The sequence below is a fragment of the Pseudomonas sp. MF7453 genome (genome assembly GCF_016405455.1).
In the GTDB taxonomy this organism is placed as follows: domain Bacteria; phylum Pseudomonadota; class Gammaproteobacteria; order Pseudomonadales; family Pseudomonadaceae; genus Aquipseudomonas; species Aquipseudomonas paralactis.
Genome location: NZ_JAEKCN010000039.1, coordinates 1 through 15,911, shown reverse-complemented (window position 1 = coordinate 15,911; position 15,911 = coordinate 1). Strand labels below are relative to the sequence as shown.

General features: G+C 54.8%; 16 protein-coding genes. 7 read left to right on the top strand and 9 right to left on the bottom strand.

The window, feature by feature from the left end:
• Positions 1-156: 156 nt before the first annotated feature.
• A complete protein-coding gene (locus JFT63_RS29195; protein WP_198845313.1) occupies positions 157-474 on the bottom strand; it encodes a hypothetical protein in 318 nt (105 codons plus the stop codon).
• Positions 471-758: a hypothetical protein gene (locus JFT63_RS29190; RefSeq protein WP_170061036.1), complete on the bottom strand. Its 288-nt coding sequence runs from the start codon at positions 756-758 to the stop codon at positions 471-473. Before JFT63_RS29190 ends, JFT63_RS29195 begins: the two co-directional genes overlap by 4 nt.
• A 181-nt stretch (positions 759-939) precedes the next feature.
• Between JFT63_RS29190 and mobQ the strand changes: the two genes are divergently transcribed.
• Together mobQ and JFT63_RS29180 are read left to right on the top strand one after the other, a co-directional pair.
• Positions 940-2,061, top strand: a complete 1,122-nt coding sequence (gene mobQ, locus JFT63_RS29185) for a MobQ family relaxase (protein WP_198845312.1) — start codon at positions 940-942, stop codon at positions 2,059-2,061.
• A gap of 9 nt (positions 2,062-2,070) precedes the next feature.
• Positions 2,071-2,685 carry a hypothetical protein gene (locus tag JFT63_RS29180; RefSeq protein ID WP_198845311.1) on the top strand — a complete coding sequence of 205 codons (615 nt, stop codon included), beginning with the start codon at positions 2,071-2,073 and terminating at the stop codon, positions 2,683-2,685.
• A 37-nt stretch (positions 2,686-2,722) separates the two neighbouring features.
• Here JFT63_RS29180 and JFT63_RS29175 read toward each other — a convergent pair whose 3' ends face one another.
• Complete coding sequence (locus JFT63_RS29175; RefSeq protein ID WP_198845310.1) at positions 2,723-3,001, bottom strand: hypothetical protein; 279 nt, start codon at positions 2,999-3,001, stop codon at positions 2,723-2,725.
• A gap of 287 nt (positions 3,002-3,288) precedes the next feature.
• On the opposite strand from JFT63_RS29175, the gene JFT63_RS29170 reads away from it, so the two are divergent.
• Positions 3,289-3,978, top strand: coding sequence for an NYN domain-containing protein (locus JFT63_RS29170; RefSeq protein ID WP_198845309.1), 690 nt, complete (start codon positions 3,289-3,291; stop codon positions 3,976-3,978).
• Between the two features lie 302 nt (positions 3,979-4,280).
• Entirely contained in the window at positions 4,281-7,745 is a 3,465-nt protein-coding gene (locus JFT63_RS29165; protein WP_198845308.1) for a class I SAM-dependent DNA methyltransferase, read from the top strand.
• A gap of 60 nt (positions 7,746-7,805) precedes the next feature.
• Here JFT63_RS29165 and JFT63_RS29160 read toward each other — a convergent pair whose 3' ends face one another.
• On the bottom strand, positions 7,806-8,978 hold the full coding sequence (locus JFT63_RS29160) for a helix-turn-helix domain-containing protein (RefSeq protein ID WP_198845307.1): 1,173 nt from the start codon (positions 8,976-8,978) through the stop codon (positions 7,806-7,808).
• Positions 8,979-8,984: 6 nt separating this feature from the next.
• A complete protein-coding gene (locus JFT63_RS29155) occupies positions 8,985-9,635 on the bottom strand; it encodes a hypothetical protein (protein WP_198845306.1) in 651 nt (216 codons plus the stop codon).
• A gap of 300 nt (positions 9,636-9,935) precedes the next feature.
• Between JFT63_RS29155 and JFT63_RS29150 the strand changes: the two genes are divergently transcribed.
• Positions 9,936-10,550: a recombinase family protein gene (locus JFT63_RS29150; RefSeq protein WP_233102445.1), complete on the top strand. Its 615-nt coding sequence runs from the start codon at positions 9,936-9,938 to the stop codon at positions 10,548-10,550.
• A 20-nt stretch (positions 10,551-10,570) separates the two neighbouring features.
• Here JFT63_RS29150 and JFT63_RS29145 read toward each other — a convergent pair whose 3' ends face one another.
• The 4 genes from JFT63_RS29145 to JFT63_RS29130 form a co-directional block, all read right to left on the bottom strand.
• Positions 10,571-10,843 (bottom strand): type II toxin-antitoxin system RelE/ParE family toxin, encoded by a 273-nt coding sequence (locus tag JFT63_RS29145; RefSeq protein ID WP_153400676.1) that lies wholly within the window; start codon positions 10,841-10,843, stop codon positions 10,571-10,573.
• Positions 10,840-11,058, bottom strand: coding sequence for a TA system antitoxin ParD family protein (locus JFT63_RS29140; RefSeq protein ID WP_198845305.1), 219 nt, complete (start codon positions 11,056-11,058; stop codon positions 10,840-10,842). Before JFT63_RS29140 ends, JFT63_RS29145 begins: the two co-directional genes overlap by 4 nt.
• A gap of 1,278 nt (positions 11,059-12,336) precedes the next feature.
• On the bottom strand, positions 12,337-12,660 hold the full coding sequence (locus tag JFT63_RS29135; RefSeq protein ID WP_198845304.1) for a helix-turn-helix domain-containing transcriptional regulator: 324 nt from the start codon (positions 12,658-12,660) through the stop codon (positions 12,337-12,339).
• Positions 12,661-12,665: 5 nt separating this feature from the next.
• The gene (locus tag JFT63_RS29130) at positions 12,666-13,004 is read right to left on the bottom strand and encodes a type II toxin-antitoxin system RelE/ParE family toxin (protein ID WP_198845303.1); all 339 of its coding nucleotides are present in this window, start codon (positions 13,002-13,004) and stop codon (positions 12,666-12,668) included.
• A 171-nt stretch (positions 13,005-13,175) separates the two neighbouring features.
• On the opposite strand from JFT63_RS29130, the gene JFT63_RS29125 reads away from it, so the two are divergent.
• Together JFT63_RS29125 and JFT63_RS29120 are read left to right on the top strand one after the other, a co-directional pair.
• Positions 13,176-13,820, top strand: a complete 645-nt coding sequence (locus JFT63_RS29125; RefSeq protein ID WP_198845302.1) for an AAA family ATPase — start codon at positions 13,176-13,178, stop codon at positions 13,818-13,820.
• 449 nt (positions 13,821-14,269) lie between these two features.
• Positions 14,270-15,016, top strand: coding sequence for a replication initiation protein (locus JFT63_RS29120; RefSeq protein ID WP_198845301.1), 747 nt, complete (start codon positions 14,270-14,272; stop codon positions 15,014-15,016).
• Positions 15,017-15,911 lie beyond the last annotated feature (895 nt).

The window sequence follows — 15,911 nt, the reverse complement described above, 5'->3', positions numbered from 1 at the left end:
TCGTCGAGCGATGCCCGTCCAGGGAGGGATGGCCGAGCTCGATTCTCCAGAAGGTAGCTGGTGACACGAGTGTTGAGCCCACCCAACTAGGGTGACGGAAATTTCTGGGGTTCCGGCTTACATCCCCGTACTAGCGATTTCACACGGCACCTGAAATCAGCCCATATCCCAAATCATGATGCCCAGCTCGGCGTCTGGCGGGCATCTGGCTATTCGTTCCTGGAGCATTTCTGGCGTGTAGTGGGCCGATATTTTTGGCCTCTTCACCACTGGCAGAATGGGCAGCACGTCACAGGCTAGACCCCTGTACAGGCTTGGGAAGAAGTCAGCGCGCGTTTGTGTAAGCTTTCCGGCCGCAATCAGATCCTTGAAACCGTTCCAACTGTGTAGGGGGCCTTCCCACGAAGCCAGGGTGTTTTCTGCATTGCGGTCATCTGCATCTGGATTCAGGTAGACCGTTATCCAGAAACTCACTCAGTACCCCCAGACACCAATCGTTTGAACGCCTCAGACCCTTGCCCGTCTTCCCCCAAAACTGCCAAACGTTCAGCAGGCCGAGTTAGGAAACTGTCGAGCAGTGAAAGTAGAGCAGCGCGCTTCTCAGTCGATTGTGTTTGCTGGTGAAGTACAGCCGCACCCACCAGAACTTTGACCCGATCATCAGCTTTCTTAGCTGTAGCGCGTTGTCGTGCTTCTGCCTGCTGAATACGTGCATTGAGTTGGTCGCGTTTGAGTTTGAGCGCTTCTAAATCAGCCATATGTGCTTTCCCTCTCCTGGTGTCTAATGGTGTCTGATTTTTTGATTCTACGCTAGAGTATTGGCGTGCACAGTACGACCCTGAAAGAATAGAAGGGCGCACTTACGCAAACTTCGTTTGCAGCGCGGTCGGCAAGCCGACAAAATCAAAACCCAAACAGCAAAAGCGAGAATCCACAGCCGTGGCGATCTATTCAGCCAGTGTTAAGACAGTCAGTAGGGGAAGTGGCCGTTCGGCCACTGCTGCCGCTGCCTATCGTAATGGCGAAGAGATCACCGACATGCGTACCGGCGAAGTTCACGACTATCGGCGGCGCACTGGCGTGGAACACGTCGCTAGCTTTGCGCCGGAAGGAATGGCCCCGCAGCCGTCCGCCGAGCTGTGGAACCGGGCCGAAGCTGCCGAGGTTCGCAAGAATGCCCGCGTGGCCCGTGAAGTGCTGGTGGCCCTGCCCGCCGAGCTGTCACCGGCCCAGCGCCGGGAGCTTGCTGTGGGCATCGGCCAAGCGCTGGCCGACCGCTACGGCACAGCCGGAACACTGGCCGTGCACACGCCCGACCGGGAGGGCGACCAGCGCAACCACCACGCGCACATTCTCATGACTACCCGCCGCCTTGAGCCTTCCGGCGCGCTGGGTGAGAAGACCCGCGAGCTGGACGACGTGAAGCGAGGGCCGCAGGAAATCGAATGGGTGCGGGCGATGATCGAGGCGCGCACCAATCACGCCCTGGAGCGGGCAGGCAGTGAAGCACGGGTAGACCGGCGCTCACTGGTCGAGCAGCGCGCCGCCGCGCTGGCGTCGGGCGAGCTGGAGCGCGCCGTCGAGCTTGATCGTCTGCCGACCATTCATGAAGGCCCCCGCGTGACGGCTATTCGGCGCGAATGCGAGCGCAAACAGCGCGCCCCGCTGGGCAACGTCACTCGGCTTGAGGTCAACAACGACCGCCGCCAGTTGTCCGCTGACCGTACCGAACTGGGCAACGTATCGGCGCAAATCATCAATATCGAGCAGGCCCGCGCCGCGCGTGCGGCCCGTGAACACGTTGCCGGCGCGGCGAGCGCTGGCATGGAGGCGTTCAAGGCCCGTTTTCAGCAGTCCCAGGACATGGCCGCGCGGATCGAAGCCGAGCGCGCACGCCTGACGGCTGAGGCGCAGCGAGTCGCCCAGGAGCGTGCCGCCGAGCAGGCGGCACAGGAACGAGCTAAAGAACAGGAAGTGGCCGCGAAGGCCCCGAAGCACGTGGCCTTGAGCAATGAAGGCCCGGTCAAACGTGGGCGCAGCGGCCCCGATTTCAGCATGTGAGGCGATGCAATGAGCGTGAGTGAACAGGAACTGTTCGGCCTGATGGCCGTTGCCCAGGAGCAGCAGAAAGCGGCAGTGGTGGCCATCGAGCGGCTAGAGGCCCAGCGGGCCGGGTTGGAACATACCGTCGAGCAGGCCCGCGCCGCCGTGCGGGAGATGGAAATGGCGGGTAAGGCGTCTGCGCTCATTATCGAGAAAGCAACGCGCATTGCCGTCTCAGAGGCTGTCAGCAGCGCCTTGGTAGCCGTTCGTGACGAGACAGTGAAAACCCTAGGTGGGTCGGTAAAACCCGCTGTAAGCGCGCTGGATGGCGCTACAGCTCGTGCGGAGCAGGCCGAGCAGCGCTTGAGCCAAGCGGCGGCGTCGTTCAGTTGGCAATGGGGGGCGCTGTGGGCCGGTACTGCCGCGCTGTTGTTGCTGGTTGTCCTGGCCGTCGCACTGATACTGGTGCCGAGTCCGAAAGAAATCGCCAAGCTGCGGGCTAAGGCCGAATACCTTGAGGAAAAGGGCGGCAAGGTTGTGCTGACCGAGTGCGGGACTAAAAAGCGCCTGTGCGCCGAGATCGATCTCGGGGCTGGTGAATACGGCAATGACGGGCAGTTCCGCATTCTGAAAGGTTACTAGTCCGGTACGAGGCCCGACGCGCCGGTCGTGGGCAATACTACATCCAGCCGGCAGCGTGGCCCTGGTTGATACGTTGGCTTAGCGCGTGGATATGTTCTGGCGATAGCGTCCCGGTGACCATCAGCCCACCAAGGAAGCCGTGCAGTTGATTGCGCGTTGTTGGGTGGCCGCTGTGGTTCAGCGTTTCCCATCGGTAATCTTCAACCTGTGGGCGCAGCAGGGGCAGCACATTGTCGGGGTCGGCTAAAGCGATCAGATCATCAAAGAACTGATTAGCGGCGGTGATTGCGGCGGGGTCTCTCAGGGGTTCGTACACGTAGCATCCTCTGCATAGGGGCAAGACCTGCGTAAACCTGCAGGCAGACTTATGGTATGCCGAGGGAAAGGCGGTAACCAGATATGAGCAAAAAAGTCGCTGAAAAGCGGGCTCCCGTGAGGGTAATGCTCTGCACCCGTTGAGATACCCGCGCACCTTTGACGGAGCGGTCAAAGCCTTGTAAAGTTAACTTACTACTCAACCCCGTACGCAGCGATTCAGTTCGCTGGCCGTTGGGGTGAAGAAACCGGCGAAAGCCGGTTTTTTCGTTTCTAGGGAACGGATTTGTGCGAACAGCTTTCTTTGTTGACGGTTACAACCTCTTCTACGGCTTGCTGGCAGGCACTGATTACAAGTGGCTGGATTTGCCAGGGCTACTTGCGCACGTTGCCCATGTACAAGATCCCGCCAGCCATTTGGTGTCGGTCGACTACTTCACCTCAGGCGTAAAACCAGAGCTCGCTACACGTGGGATTCAGTCCAAAGAGGCCCAGGACACTTATGTCAGGGCTTTGAAGGCGAAGGGTGTCCAGGTGCACTACGGGCGGCATCAGCTGGACCCGGCTAAGGCACCACGGTTTATTGATAAGCAGACACGTCCTTCGCGCCAGGACAAAGTCGATATCTGGAAGCTGGAGGAAAAGGAAACCGACGTACATATCGCCGTCAGTATGTACCGCCTGGCGGCGCGTCAAGCCAGCTTGGCTGAGGATGGCCGTATCGACCAGATCGTTTTGGTTTCTGCAGATACGGATATGACGCCAGCGCTTCGGGCGATCCGTGAGGACTTTCCGGCAATGCAGGTCGGCGTCATTCTGCCTCACCGTGCAGGTATAGAGCGTCCGCCACCAGGTTCTCTAAAAGACTATTCGCACTGGATGCGCAGGTTCATCACCGAAGACGAACTCTTGGCGCACCAGTTCCCCGCGCGGGTTCCGACCCGGAAAAAACCAGCCATCAAACCCGAATATTGGTAGTCAGGTGGGCCAGCCAACCTGCTGTAAGTAGAGTGGGATATTGGCCAGTAGAAAGACTGTAGCCAGTGATATTTCCAGGTGAATCGTAATCGACAGGTTCATAGGTTCCGCTCTTCGTGGGTATGGGCGGCTTCTATTATGTGAATCACTGATTCACCCAGCGACAAGCAGGTGTTGTCGCAGCGCCTCCTACAAATGATCACGGCGCATAAGGTCTTCCGCAGTATCCAGGTAGGCAGTGCCATCACATCGCGTCTTCTCCGTTAGAATCGCGGCTTTTGCCGTAGCCAGGGAGAGCGGGTGTGATTGATCAAAAAGTTGAGGCGTACATCGAGCGTTGGGGTGGTGGTATTAGCCGGGGTGGCAATGAAACCGCCAACTTGCAGATGTTCCTCACCGAGCTATGCACCCTCCTGGACTTGCCGCAGCCCGATCCAGCCCGCGCAGATCGCAATGTCAACGCATACACCTTCGAGCGGAGCATTACCGAACAGGTTTTCGATGGCGGTAAAACGGCTCGTCGTATCGACCTTTATAGGCGTGGCTGTTTCGTTCTAGAAGGCAAAGATACGGGCAAGAAGGTTGAAAGTGATGGCTGGGATGCGGCCATTACCAAAGCGCTTAAGCAAGCAGAGGTATATGCACGCGCTCTCCCTGTTGAAGAGGGACGTCCGCCGTTTATCGTCGTCGTTGATGTGGGCATATCGTTTTCTCTTTTCTCTGAGTTCAGCCGATCAGGTGGCAACTATGTGGCCTTCCCTGACCAGCGCAATCATAAGATCGCCCTAGAGCAACTGCGCAATCCTGATACCCGCGAACTCCTGCGCACGGTTTGGCTTGAGCCGTTGGGCCTCGACCCAACCCGCTACGCGGGCAAAATCACCCGTGTTATTGCCGACCAGCTGGCCAAACTAGCCAAGTCCCTTGAAGAAAGCGGGCACTCCGCTGAGCAGGTCGCCAGCTTCTTGATGCGCTGCCTGTTCACCATGTTCTCGGAAGACGTTGGCCTGCTGCCTGAGCGCAGCTTCACCGACCTACTGGCAAACCTTAAAGCCAAGCCAGAGTCGTTTTGCCGACAGCTGCGCAGCCTTTGGCAGACCATGAACACGGGTGGTTTTGCGCCTGCGTTGGATGCCGATGTACTGCGCTTTAACGGTGGCTTGTTCACTGATGCCCAGGTCATTGAGTTGAACGCCGAGCAGGTTGGTCTACTGGCCGCAGCGTCTAAAGCGGATTGGCGCTATGTCGAGCCGGCCATCTTTGGCACCCTGCTAGAGCGCGCGCTCAACCCGCGTGAGCGGCACAAGCTGGGCGCACATTACACCCCGCGTGCGTATGTTGAACGCTTGGTTTTGCCGACGATTATCGAACCGTTGCGCGCCGAGTGGGCAGAAGTTCAGGCGGCGGCGTTGACCTACAAGCAACAGCGCAAAACCAAGGAAGCGGTCGCCGAGATTCGCAAATTCCATCACCAGCTGTGCCAAACCCGCGTCCTCGATCCCGCGTGCGGCAGCGGTAACTTCCTCTACGTCACCCTGGAGCATATGAAGCGGCTGGAGGCTGAGGTACTGGAGGTGTTGGGCAGTATCGTTAAATCTGGCTCTTTCGAACTGGAAGGCCTGACCGTCGATCCGCATCAATTCCTAGGTTTGGAAATCAACCCGCGCGCCGCCAAGATTGCCGAAATGGTGCTGTGGATCGGCTACCTGCAATGGCACTTCCGCACCTACGGCAAGGTCAATCCGCCCGAGCCCGTGTTGCGCGACTTTCATAACATCGAGCACCGTGATGCGTTGATCACGTATGACGCCGTGGAGTTGGTCACTGACGAGAGCGGTAAGCCGGTAACTCGTTGGGATGGCATTACCACCAAGACCAGTCCCGTTACCGGTGAGAAAGTGCCGGATGATGCCGCGCAGGTGCAGCAGTACATCTACCGCAACCCGCGCAAGGCAGAGTGGCCGCAGGCCGATTACATCGTTGGCAATCCGCCGTTTATTGGTGCCTCAACCATGCGCCGTGCTTTGGGCGACGGCTATGTCGATGCGGTGCGCAGCACTTGGCCAGAGGTTCCAGAATCGGCAGATTTCGTCATGCACTGGTGGCACATAGCGGCCGAGACCGTTCGTGCTGATCAGGCTCAGCGTTTTGGTTTTATCACCACCAACAGCATTAAGCAGACCTTCAATCGCCGCGTTATGCAGGCGCAGCTGGAAGCTAAAAATCCGCTGTCACTGGCTTTTGCGATTCCCGATCATCCTTGGGTGGATGCCGGTGATGGTGCACAAGTACGCATTGCCATGACCGTCGGTGCGGCGGGCGAGCATGACGGGCGCTTGCTACAAGTGCGTGATGAAATTAGCGGTAACCAGGATGAGATCGAGGTCAAGTTGCAGGAGCAGCAAGGCCGCCTGTTTGCGGATTTAAAAACCGGTGCGGATGTGTCCGGGTCGCAGTCACTCCTGGCTAATAGTGGGTTAACAAGCCGGGGGATGATGCTTTTTGGTGCGGGGTTTATCGTTACTCAGGAAGAGGCAAAGGCATTAGGTCTAGGGGTTGTCGATGGGTTAGAAAACCACATTCGCGCCTATCGTAATGGCCGTGATCTGGCCCAGTCGCCGCGCGGCGTAATGGTAATCGACCTGTTCGGTTTTACGGCCGATGAGGTTCGGGAGCGTTTCCCCTCTGTCTATCAGCATGTACTTGAGCGCGTGAAGCCAGAGCGCGACCAAAATAAGGACAAGGCGATTCGGGAAAACTGGTGGCTACATGGGCGAACTCGCGGAGAGTTACGCAGTTATCTCTCTGGGTTATCAACTTACATTGCGGCTGTGGAAACTACGAAACATCGCATTTTCCAATTTCTTGATGCATCGATTCTTCCTGACAACATGCTTGTTGCCTTCGGTCTGAGTGATGCTTTTTCCATGGGCGTTCTCTCCAGTCGGCTGCATGTCACTTGGGCGCTTGCCGCTGGCGGGCGTCTCGGTGTTGGAAACGACCCTCGCTATAACAAGACTCGTTGCTTCGAAACTTACCCCTTCCCAGCCGCTAGCTCCGATCAGCAGGCAAAAATACGCGAGCTGGCCGAGCGTTTGGATGCCCACCGAAAACGTCAACAAGCCCAGCACCCAGAATTGACTCTGACCGGCATGTACAACGTGATGGAGAAGCAGCGCTCAGGCGCAGCGCTGACCACTAAGGAGCAGTTGATCAACAGCCAAGGTCTAGTGTCCATGCTGCGCGAGCTGCACGACGACCTCGACCGCTCAGTATTTGCTGCCTACGGCTGGGATGACTTGGCCAAGCAGTTGGTTGGTCTACCTGGAGCGACTACGCCTCTGCCAGATAAGTCAGAAGCTCAGGCTGAAGCCGAAGAAGAGCTGTTGCTGCGTTTGGTCGCGCTCAACAGCCAGCGCGCCGCCGAAGAAGCCAAAGGCCAGATCCGTTGGCTGCGGCCCGAGTACCAGAACCCCAGCGCAACTAAGGCCCCGGAGCAGTCAGAAGCTGAGCTGGATGTCGGCGACGAAGTGGTTCTTGAGCCTGCGGCCAAAGTTAAAAAGATCACCTGGCCAAAGGGCATGCGCGAACAAATCGCCGCCGTGCGCAACACGTTAGGCAATCAAGCAATGACACTAGAGATGCTGGTCGCCCACTTCGCCGCCCCCAAGACCACCACTCCGCTGATAGTAGAGGCACTAGCCGCCCTGGAAGAGCTAGGTATGGTGTACCAAGAGAAAGACTGTTATCGAATTGCAGGCCAATAGCCGAGGCGAAGCCAAGTAATAAAACAAGCAGACTTTTGAGAGCCTGCTTGTGGTCGCAAATTACCCCTTTACTAATCGAATAGATGGCGATGGGGTTTTCTCTTTTATTGAGTCTTCTGCTAGCCCGCCCTTCAAAACATTTAGCATTAGGCCAAAAGTAAGCTCGTTTATTTCTGTCGTAGGAATGGCTAGCTGATCCGCGACATTATTTTTGCTTAGGCCTTCTTCTCTGAGCGCCGAAAATACTTTCTCAAGAATAAGAGATTTTTCATGAGCGATTGCCTCTGGCTCTGAAGTTCGGAATCCTTCCTGCGCAATTTGGATGCACAGCGTCCTGTACGTCCAGTCTGAGATCAGACCTAAAGAGTGGAGCCGGTAGTTAAGGGCGGCTACGGAGACAGACCAATATTTTTTGAATTTTATAAGACTTTTGATCGTGGCTGAGCGCGGGGCCCGAGCAAGAACGCTTGCGCGCGGCATAAGAAAAGCTGATGCAAATGCATTGGCTTCACGCTCAACATCAATGCCTTGTGGATGACCATGCTGATGCAGTACCAAATGCCCTAGTTCATGAGCGGCATCAAAGCGGCAGCGCTCTGCAGATTTGAAAGTATTGAGAAACATGAAGGGCCGGCCGCCACTCCACATAGAGAAAGCGTCTACCTCTTTTGCATCTATTGCTAAGGAGTAGACTCTTATGCCCTTTGATTCCAAAAGAGCGATAAGGTTCTTAATCGAGTTATTGCCAATCCCCCAATGAGCTCTGAGTATTTCCGCAGCAGCCTCCGGGGCTTGAGTTGCCTGTAATGCGGGGTACTCTTCAATCTCTTGAGACTCAACATCTATTTGCCCTGATGCTGAGTTATTTCGCTCACTCCCTAAGTCTGGTACGTTAGGTTCTGGCAAGTCGAATCGTGATTCGATCCAGTCATTCAAAAGAAGAGCTATTGCACCGGCACCTAGAGCAGAGTCTCGCTGAGAAGCAGTCATTTTTGAAAGTGAACGGAAACTTGCAATGTCTGGAGTAGGTACTTCAGGGTCATCGCCAAAAAAAAATGCTTCCGGGAATTTTAAAATTTCAGAAATTCTACTTAATGTAGAAGGTTCAGGTATTTGCGTGCCTTTTTCATAGCTGGAAACAGAGCGTTCTGTTACTCCGATTTTATTGGCAAGCTCACGTATTTTCATCCCTCGCCGACGGCGCGCGAGGGAAAATCTTTTGAAGTTGAACATAGTAAATCAGGATGCTTTTCTAGTAATATTGAAGTCGATATTCATATCTTCAGGTTCAATTAAATCTTCGATATCATCATCGAATGATATCTCGCCAATAATGATTCGTTCAGACCAGAGTTTAATTTTTCCGTCCTCACCTATACTCCAAGGCTTAGAAAACTCTACTCGAATTTCTTTTTTTAGAATATCGGTGTGGTGAAGTAATATCCAAGTATCTTGATTTTCAGGCTGGGCTATATCGATATGCGGAGCTAGTAACTCAGGGAACAAGTCATCCTGCCGATTTGCTTCAATAGCATTAACCGTATTGCGACCTTTTCTTGATCTATTGGAAGGTGTTGCATGTAAAAGTCCTGTAGCCTCGTCTCCCGATGCAACTGCAATAGCCAGTTTAGTATCGTAGTTCACCGTTGATTCATAGTTGCCGAGCACGTGACGAACCCATCCCAAAGGACGCAGTTGGTTGCGTAGTCCTGCAACGCACTCTCCCCACATTACCAACCCTGGAAAAATATTAGGGTGATTAGGCGTCAGCATCGTTCGGCGCATGTGTCCTTGATTGATTGCTTCCATCAGTGCATCTCTTGAAACCCCAAGCGCACTAAGGCGGGTTGCGACCTCATCCGGATCAGAGAAAACGATATTCGTAAACATTAAGGTCTAGCTCCGTCACTGATGGCTTCCGGTTATTCTCCCTCTAATGAGGTGGAAAAACAAGAAGTCTTGGTCTTGCCTAGCCGTATCGTGTTGAAGCTATATTTTTGGTGGTCGCCCTGTGCGTTATTGGTGACCTTCTCTGCGACCACAGTCAGTCGAGGCGGAAAATTTTCTGTGTCGTATAACTCCTAAGTTATGCGACAAATCGTCAGCTCCCAGCCTGGCTGGTGGCAGGCTGTCGCGTTTGTCTGTCGCGCAATGGCATGATGCAGCGACCATAACCTGCGACGACCAATCATGCGCGACGACAACGACCCCGGCACCCTCGATCTCATCACAGGCGGGCTTATGCTGGGCTATGCCCGTGTGAGCACCGACGATCAGGATCTCACTCAGCAGCGCGATCATTTGCGTGCAGCCGGCTGCAACAAGCTGTTTGCTGAAAAGGTATCAGGGGCCCGTCGAGTGCGTCCGGAGCTGGATAGGATGCTCGATCATCTGCGTCCTGGTGATGTGGTCACTGTCACCCGGTTGGATCGACTGGCGCGCAGCACGCGCGACCTGCTGGATATTGCTGAGCGGATTCGTGGTTGCGGTGCTGGCCTGCGTAGCCTGGCTGAGCCGTGGGCGGATACCACGTCACCGGCAGGCCGCATGGTGATGACTGTGTTTGCAGGTATCGCCGAGTTTGAGCGCAGCTTGATCCTGGAACGCACCCGCACAGGCCGAGAAGCAGCCAAAGCGCGAGGTGTTCAGTTTGGTCCCCGCCCTACCCTAACTAAGGCTCAGACCGAGCACGCTCGCCGTCTAATCGATCAAGATGGTTTCACCGTGAAAGCGGCTGCGGAGCTATTGGGCGTGCATCGTTCTACGCTCTATCGAGCGCTGGATAAAATGGCGGAAAGAGCATGATGGCCGACTGTGATGCCGACTTATTTTTTCAGGTCGCGATAGAAGTTTTCATGGCTGCCAAGCTTTAACAGGTACAGGGTCACTGTATCTCCGTCGTACTCGTACCCAAGCAAAGTGAGCTGCTTATTTAGCTTGAACTTGTACACGCGGATACCCGCCAAATCAGCCACCTTAGCGTCACCCAATAACGGGTTGGCCATGATGGCTTTGACTGCCTCGTCCAGTTCAGCCTTCAGCTGCTTCGGCAGTTTTTTCACCGCACGAGCAAACTCGTTGGCCTGTATGACCTTCATCCGAAGGTGTACTCGGTCGCGTCACCCGCCTTCACTTGGGCTCTGGCCTGCAAAAGACCAATGATGAAGTCATACGGCAGTTCGGGGTTTTGCTCTGCAATACGACCGAGGGTGGCCCAGTGCTCAATTTGTTTGGGGGTTGAGCGATGTGCGGCGGAAGCATAAATGCGGGCCGTTTCAACGAGGGCACTGTCGAGCTTGATGGCGGTACTCATAAGGAATCCCTGTTTGGTTAATTAAGTTTTATTTTACAACCTTTTGCAACCTTGGCAAAGGTGCTGCCTGGCTGAATCATTCGCTAGGCAAAGGAGGAAGGATTCCGGGTTGGTCTGCAGCGCCGGTATCGGCCCTGGTGAACGCCTTCAAGCCCGCGCCCGGCGCGGTCTGCAGCCAATCAGGGAAAGATTCCGGCTATGCCGTGCCAGCGGCTTTGTCCTGGTGAAACCCGCGTCCTGCGCGGCCTCCGTTGCGTTCGATCCGCCACGGCCGGCGGCAAAGGGGGAAGGATTCCGGGTTGGTCTGCAGCGCCGGTATCGGCCCCGATGAACGCCTTCAAGCCCGCGCTCGGCTCGGTTTGCAGGCAATCAGGGAAAGATTCCGGCTATGCCGGGGCAACGGCTTCGCCACGGCAAAGCCACGCATGGCAAGGCCTGCAGCCAATCAGGGAGAGATTCCGGCTATGCCGTACCAGTGGCTTTGCCCTGGTGAAACCCGCGCCTGGCGCGGCCTCCGTTGCGCTCGATTCGTCACAGTCAGCGGCAAAGGGGGAAGGATTCCGGGTTGGTCTGCAGCGCCGGTATCGGCCCCGATGAACGCCTTCAAGCCGGGGTTCGGGGAGCAATGGAACAGTAAACGCACTTAAGCCCAGTACCTGCCCGCAAACCAGCGCTCTGTCTGGGGAGTACGATAAAACCACCGTTTTATGAAACCGCTTTAACGAACATCAGGAAGGACCGTAAACATCCGAAAAGCGGTTCGATAAACTCGTTTCGACAATCAGAGTTCTCCAATCAACAGTCACATACGAGTAAAGCGAACTCTAATTCGTGCTTACGTTGGTTTTCGGTTCCATTGCTCCCCAAACCCCAAGCCCGCGCTCGGCTCGGTTTGCAGGCAATCAGGGAAAGATTCCGGCTATGCCGGGGCAACGGCTTCGCCACGGCAAAGCCACGCATGGCAAGGCCTGCAGCCAATCAGGGAGAGATTCCGGCTATGCCGTACCAGTGGCTTTGCCCTGGTGAAACCCGCGCCTGGCGCGGCCTCCGTTGCGCTCGATTCGTCACAGTCAGCGGCAAAGGGGGAAGGATTCCGGGTTGGTCTGCAGCGCCAGTATCGGCCCTGATGAACGCCTTCAAGCCCGCGCCCGGCGCGGTCTGCAGCCAATCAGGGAAGGATTCCGGCTACGCCCGCTGCACCTGTGCCGTACGCTCAGGGTCAGGCAGTGCGCCGGCTGCGCTCGATGGTTATCAGCTGGAGATGAAGATATTCCTGTATCAAGCAGCGCGGACAGCGTGTACCTGAATATCAACGCCTAGCCTTGCGCGTATAACGGCAAAGATGGCCGCGATGTTATCCATGCTTGGGTTGCCACTGACAGACAGCATGCGATGTAGGCTTTTGCTTGGTTTCGAGGTTTCTTTGGCAAGCCCCTCGAATCCAACGGTGGCGTTGACTAAGTCGCGCAGAATTACTCTCGCGGTTTCAGGTTCACCATTGAGGAATAAGGTTGCTGCCTCATCTAGCAGTGCCTGGGCAAATGCAGGATCGCGCTGGGCGCGCTCTGCAACGGTGTTTTTGAAGCTGCGGGTGAGTGCCATATGGGTTACCTCGTTCGCTTTGCCGCACTTTTGCGACTTTTGTACTCGGCCAACAATGCCGCTGCCTGCTTTATGTCTACTTTCTGGCTAGATTTTGTTCCGCCACCGAACAGGATGATCAGGCGTTTGCCTTCCTGTACCAGATAGATTCTGTAGCCTGGCCCCCAATCAATTCGGTACTCACCAAGCCCATCGAACCACTTGATATTGGACGTATTCCCCATTTCCATCCGAACAATCGCGGTGGAAACTTTTGCTGCGGCTTGCGCATCAAGTGTGGAGAACCATGCGTCGAAAGGGCTGGTTTCGTCGCTGCGCAGGTATTCGTCAACGGTTATCGTCATGCCATAATGGTAACCAATATGTTACTAGCTAGCAATTATTGTGTCCAACCGCTGCAAATATTCGCGCAACCAATATCAAGATGTTGCTTCTTGTGAATTGTGAATTCATAAGAAGCAACATGGGCTATACTCGCTGTCAGTTTCGCAATTCACAATTAGGAATTATGAATTATGATCGTTGTGATTGGGTGCAATAAAGGGGGCGCCGGGAAGACAACTACAGCAGTAAACCTCGCTGTAGCACTCGCCCGACGTGGTTCGGACGTGTGTCTTGTGGACGCTGACCCGCAGCGCTCTGCTTCCAGGTGGTACGCGGAGCGGGAAGCTGCAGGGTTAACCCCCGCCCTTACACTTATAGAGAAACGCGACAACATCACAGCAACACTCAAGACACTTGGCGAGAAATTCGATCATGTACTGGTTGATGTAGCTGGGCGGAACTCGCGCGAACTCATCACGGGAGCAGTTATCGCGGATGTGATTATTGCGCCTCACCAGTGCAGTCAATTGGACTTGGATACGCTCGGTGAACTCCAGGAGCAATGCGAGCGGGTTCGTGATCTGAATCCGGATCTGCGCGTTTTGGCCTACCACAGCATGGCCAGTACAAACCCAGCAGTGCGTGAGACTGAGCGAAGAGAATTTTTGGCGTACTTGGCCGAGTTTCCGAGCATTCAACCGTTGGATGCTGTTGGCTTCTATCGCAAGGCCTATAAGGATGCAATTCCCAACGGTAAGTCAGTTCTTGAGTGTGATAACGCCCAAGCTGCTGCAGAGATTGATCAGCTGACAAAAGAGGTTTTCGGTGATGCCTAAGCCACCCAGTCAGACGGTATCAGCCAAACCAAAGCATGTACCCAGCCCAGCACAGATTGACGCCATAACCCGCGATTTAGTGGACCGGCCTTATGGTGAGACGCAGCCAAAAACAAAGAAGGCAAAGCCGGTCACTATCAGCCTTCCCCCAAGTCTTATTGAACAGCTAGAAGACCGGGCGCTAGAAAATAAAAGAGCGGGCACAGGGCCTAAGACCGTAAGCGCAATTATACGTGAAGCACTCGCCGTTTCTGGGTTTGTGAATTCATAATTCATAATTCATATATTCGGCGACTCCCATAGGGAGCGCCATCAAGGCGCTGGATGGTGCCGACCATGTAAAGCAATTTTTGCTTTGCAAAAGCTAAAGATTCCGGGCTAAACAGCTAATTGTTTTTTCAGTTTTAGCTGTTTAGTATCAAGCTAAACCCGCGTATGGATTTAGTCGGATGAAAAGTGTCGTGGCAGAACCGGCAGTTCCCAAGAAAAATGTCACCAAGTCGAATGACCTAGTAACAGCGGCCTATAAGCTCACGCTGAATGAACAACGTCTGCTTTTGGCGGCTATCTCACAGATAGATCCACGTAAGCCGATGCCGCGCCCCCTTTCGATCACTGCACCTGACTTCTCAGAACAGTACGGAATCCCTCTAAAACAGGCCTACGAGGCCCTGAAGGAAGCCACTTCTGCGCTCTATGAACGTGATATTAAGACCTACGACGGACGCTACAAGAGCCGCTTTCGCTGGGTTGACCGTGTGGATTATTTGGATGGTGGCGGCGAGACAAAGCTGTACTTCACTGTCCATGTGCAGCCCTACCTAGTCCATTTGAACAAAAGCTTCACAACCTATGAGCTAAAGCGCATCGCCGCGCTGTCATCTACCCATTCAATCAGGCTGTTTGAGCTCTTGCAGCAGTTCAAAAGCACAGGGCTTTACACTGTTAGTGTTGACGACTTCCGTGACCTGCTTGAGCTAGGCCCATCCTACGAGCGCTACAGCAACCTAAAGCTAAAAGTAATTGATCCAGCAATTACCGAGCTTAGGGAAAAGAGTGGCCTGCAGATTGAGTTGAAAACCGAGAAAAAAGGACGGTCGATCAATCGACTCATTTTTAGATTCAGAGATGACGATCAAATGAAGCTCAATTTCCCCGATACCGACGTGCCTGTGGATAACACCCGGAATCCTTAGCTCTTCAACCCGGAATCCTTAGCTACTTACCCGGAATCCTTAGCTCTTCAACCCGGAATCCTTAGCTACTTACCCGGAATCCTTAGCTACTTAATCGCTGCAGCCCTAGTGCCACGTGGCCTGCAGAGGAGCTAAAAACAAGATTTAAAAACAAGATAAAAACAAGAAAAAACAGGTTTAAAAAGAGCCCTGCATTTTTTCGAAGTTGAGCATTAAAAATTCGCAAAAAGCGCGGCTCTGCCGGGGCACCCCTACGGTGTTCCCCCACCCTTCGGGCGGCTCCCCCTCCGGTCTAGCTATGTTGTGCCGCAAGCGGCACAGCTTCTACCAGGCGCTTCGCGCCACCGGGCACCTAAATCCCATCCAAACGCAGCACATCACCGGCGCAAAAAGATCGAAATCAAAAATCCGATATGCCTGGCCTTCGGCCAGAACCTTTTTTTGAAAAGCGCGACACTCAAACCGTGCCGGTACGCACTGCCCAGGCGGTATCAAATACGCAAAAGCGAGTAATCAGTATTGGTGGCCCTGCCCCTTCGTCGCCAGCCAGGCTCCAATGCGTGTATATCAAACCCGCAGGGGCGATTTGAATGCCGCTATACGCTCTGAGCCCTTCAGGGTCTCCATAAAGCGCTCTAGAGGCGTTTTAGGGGTGGCGTGAGGGTAATTCCGGTCTTTGGCATAAAACGCTTCCTGGCGGCTTCTGCGCCGCCCAGGCGAGGTTTGTGACGGGATGCTGGGAGGGTTTATCGATCAAACGGTCTCGTACTGGGGTTGTACGCCGGAATCCCAGAAATTTCCGTCAGCCCAGCTCCAGTCCCGCCACGAGCGCATCCAGGTCGATGAACTTGCCGTCAGTCTGGAAGGTGTAATGCCCGTTCAGCAGGATGTGCCG

Coding starts and splice junctions, on each gene's coding strand:
- JFT63_RS29190 (WP_170061036.1), bottom strand. CDS start 758: ATGGCTGATTTAGAAGCGCTCAAACTCAAACGCGACCAACTCAATGCA.
- JFT63_RS29180 (WP_198845311.1), top strand. CDS start 2,071: ATGAGCGTGAGTGAACAGGAACTGTTCGGCCTGATGGCCGTTGCCCAG.
- JFT63_RS29160 (WP_198845307.1), bottom strand. CDS start 8,978: ATGTTCAACTTCAAAAGATTTTCCCTCGCGCGCCGTCGGCGAGGGATG.
- JFT63_RS29155 (WP_198845306.1), bottom strand. CDS start 9,635: ATGTTTACGAATATCGTTTTCTCTGATCCGGATGAGGTCGCAACCCGC.
- JFT63_RS29150 (WP_233102445.1), top strand. CDS start 9,936: ATGCGCGACGACAACGACCCCGGCACCCTCGATCTCATCACAGGCGGG.
- JFT63_RS29145 (WP_153400676.1), bottom strand. CDS start 10,843: ATGAAGGTCATACAGGCCAACGAGTTTGCTCGTGCGGTGAAAAAACTG.
- JFT63_RS29140 (WP_198845305.1), bottom strand. CDS start 11,058: ATGAGTACCGCCATCAAGCTCGACAGTGCCCTCGTTGAAACGGCCCGC.
- JFT63_RS29135 (WP_198845304.1), bottom strand. CDS start 12,660: ATGGCACTCACCCGCAGCTTCAAAAACACCGTTGCAGAGCGCGCCCAG.
- JFT63_RS29130 (WP_198845303.1), bottom strand. CDS start 13,004: ATGACGATAACCGTTGACGAATACCTGCGCAGCGACGAAACCAGCCCT.
- JFT63_RS29125 (WP_198845302.1), top strand. CDS start 13,176: ATGATCGTTGTGATTGGGTGCAATAAAGGGGGCGCCGGGAAGACAACT.
- JFT63_RS29120 (WP_198845301.1), top strand. CDS start 14,270: ATGAAAAGTGTCGTGGCAGAACCGGCAGTTCCCAAGAAAAATGTCACC.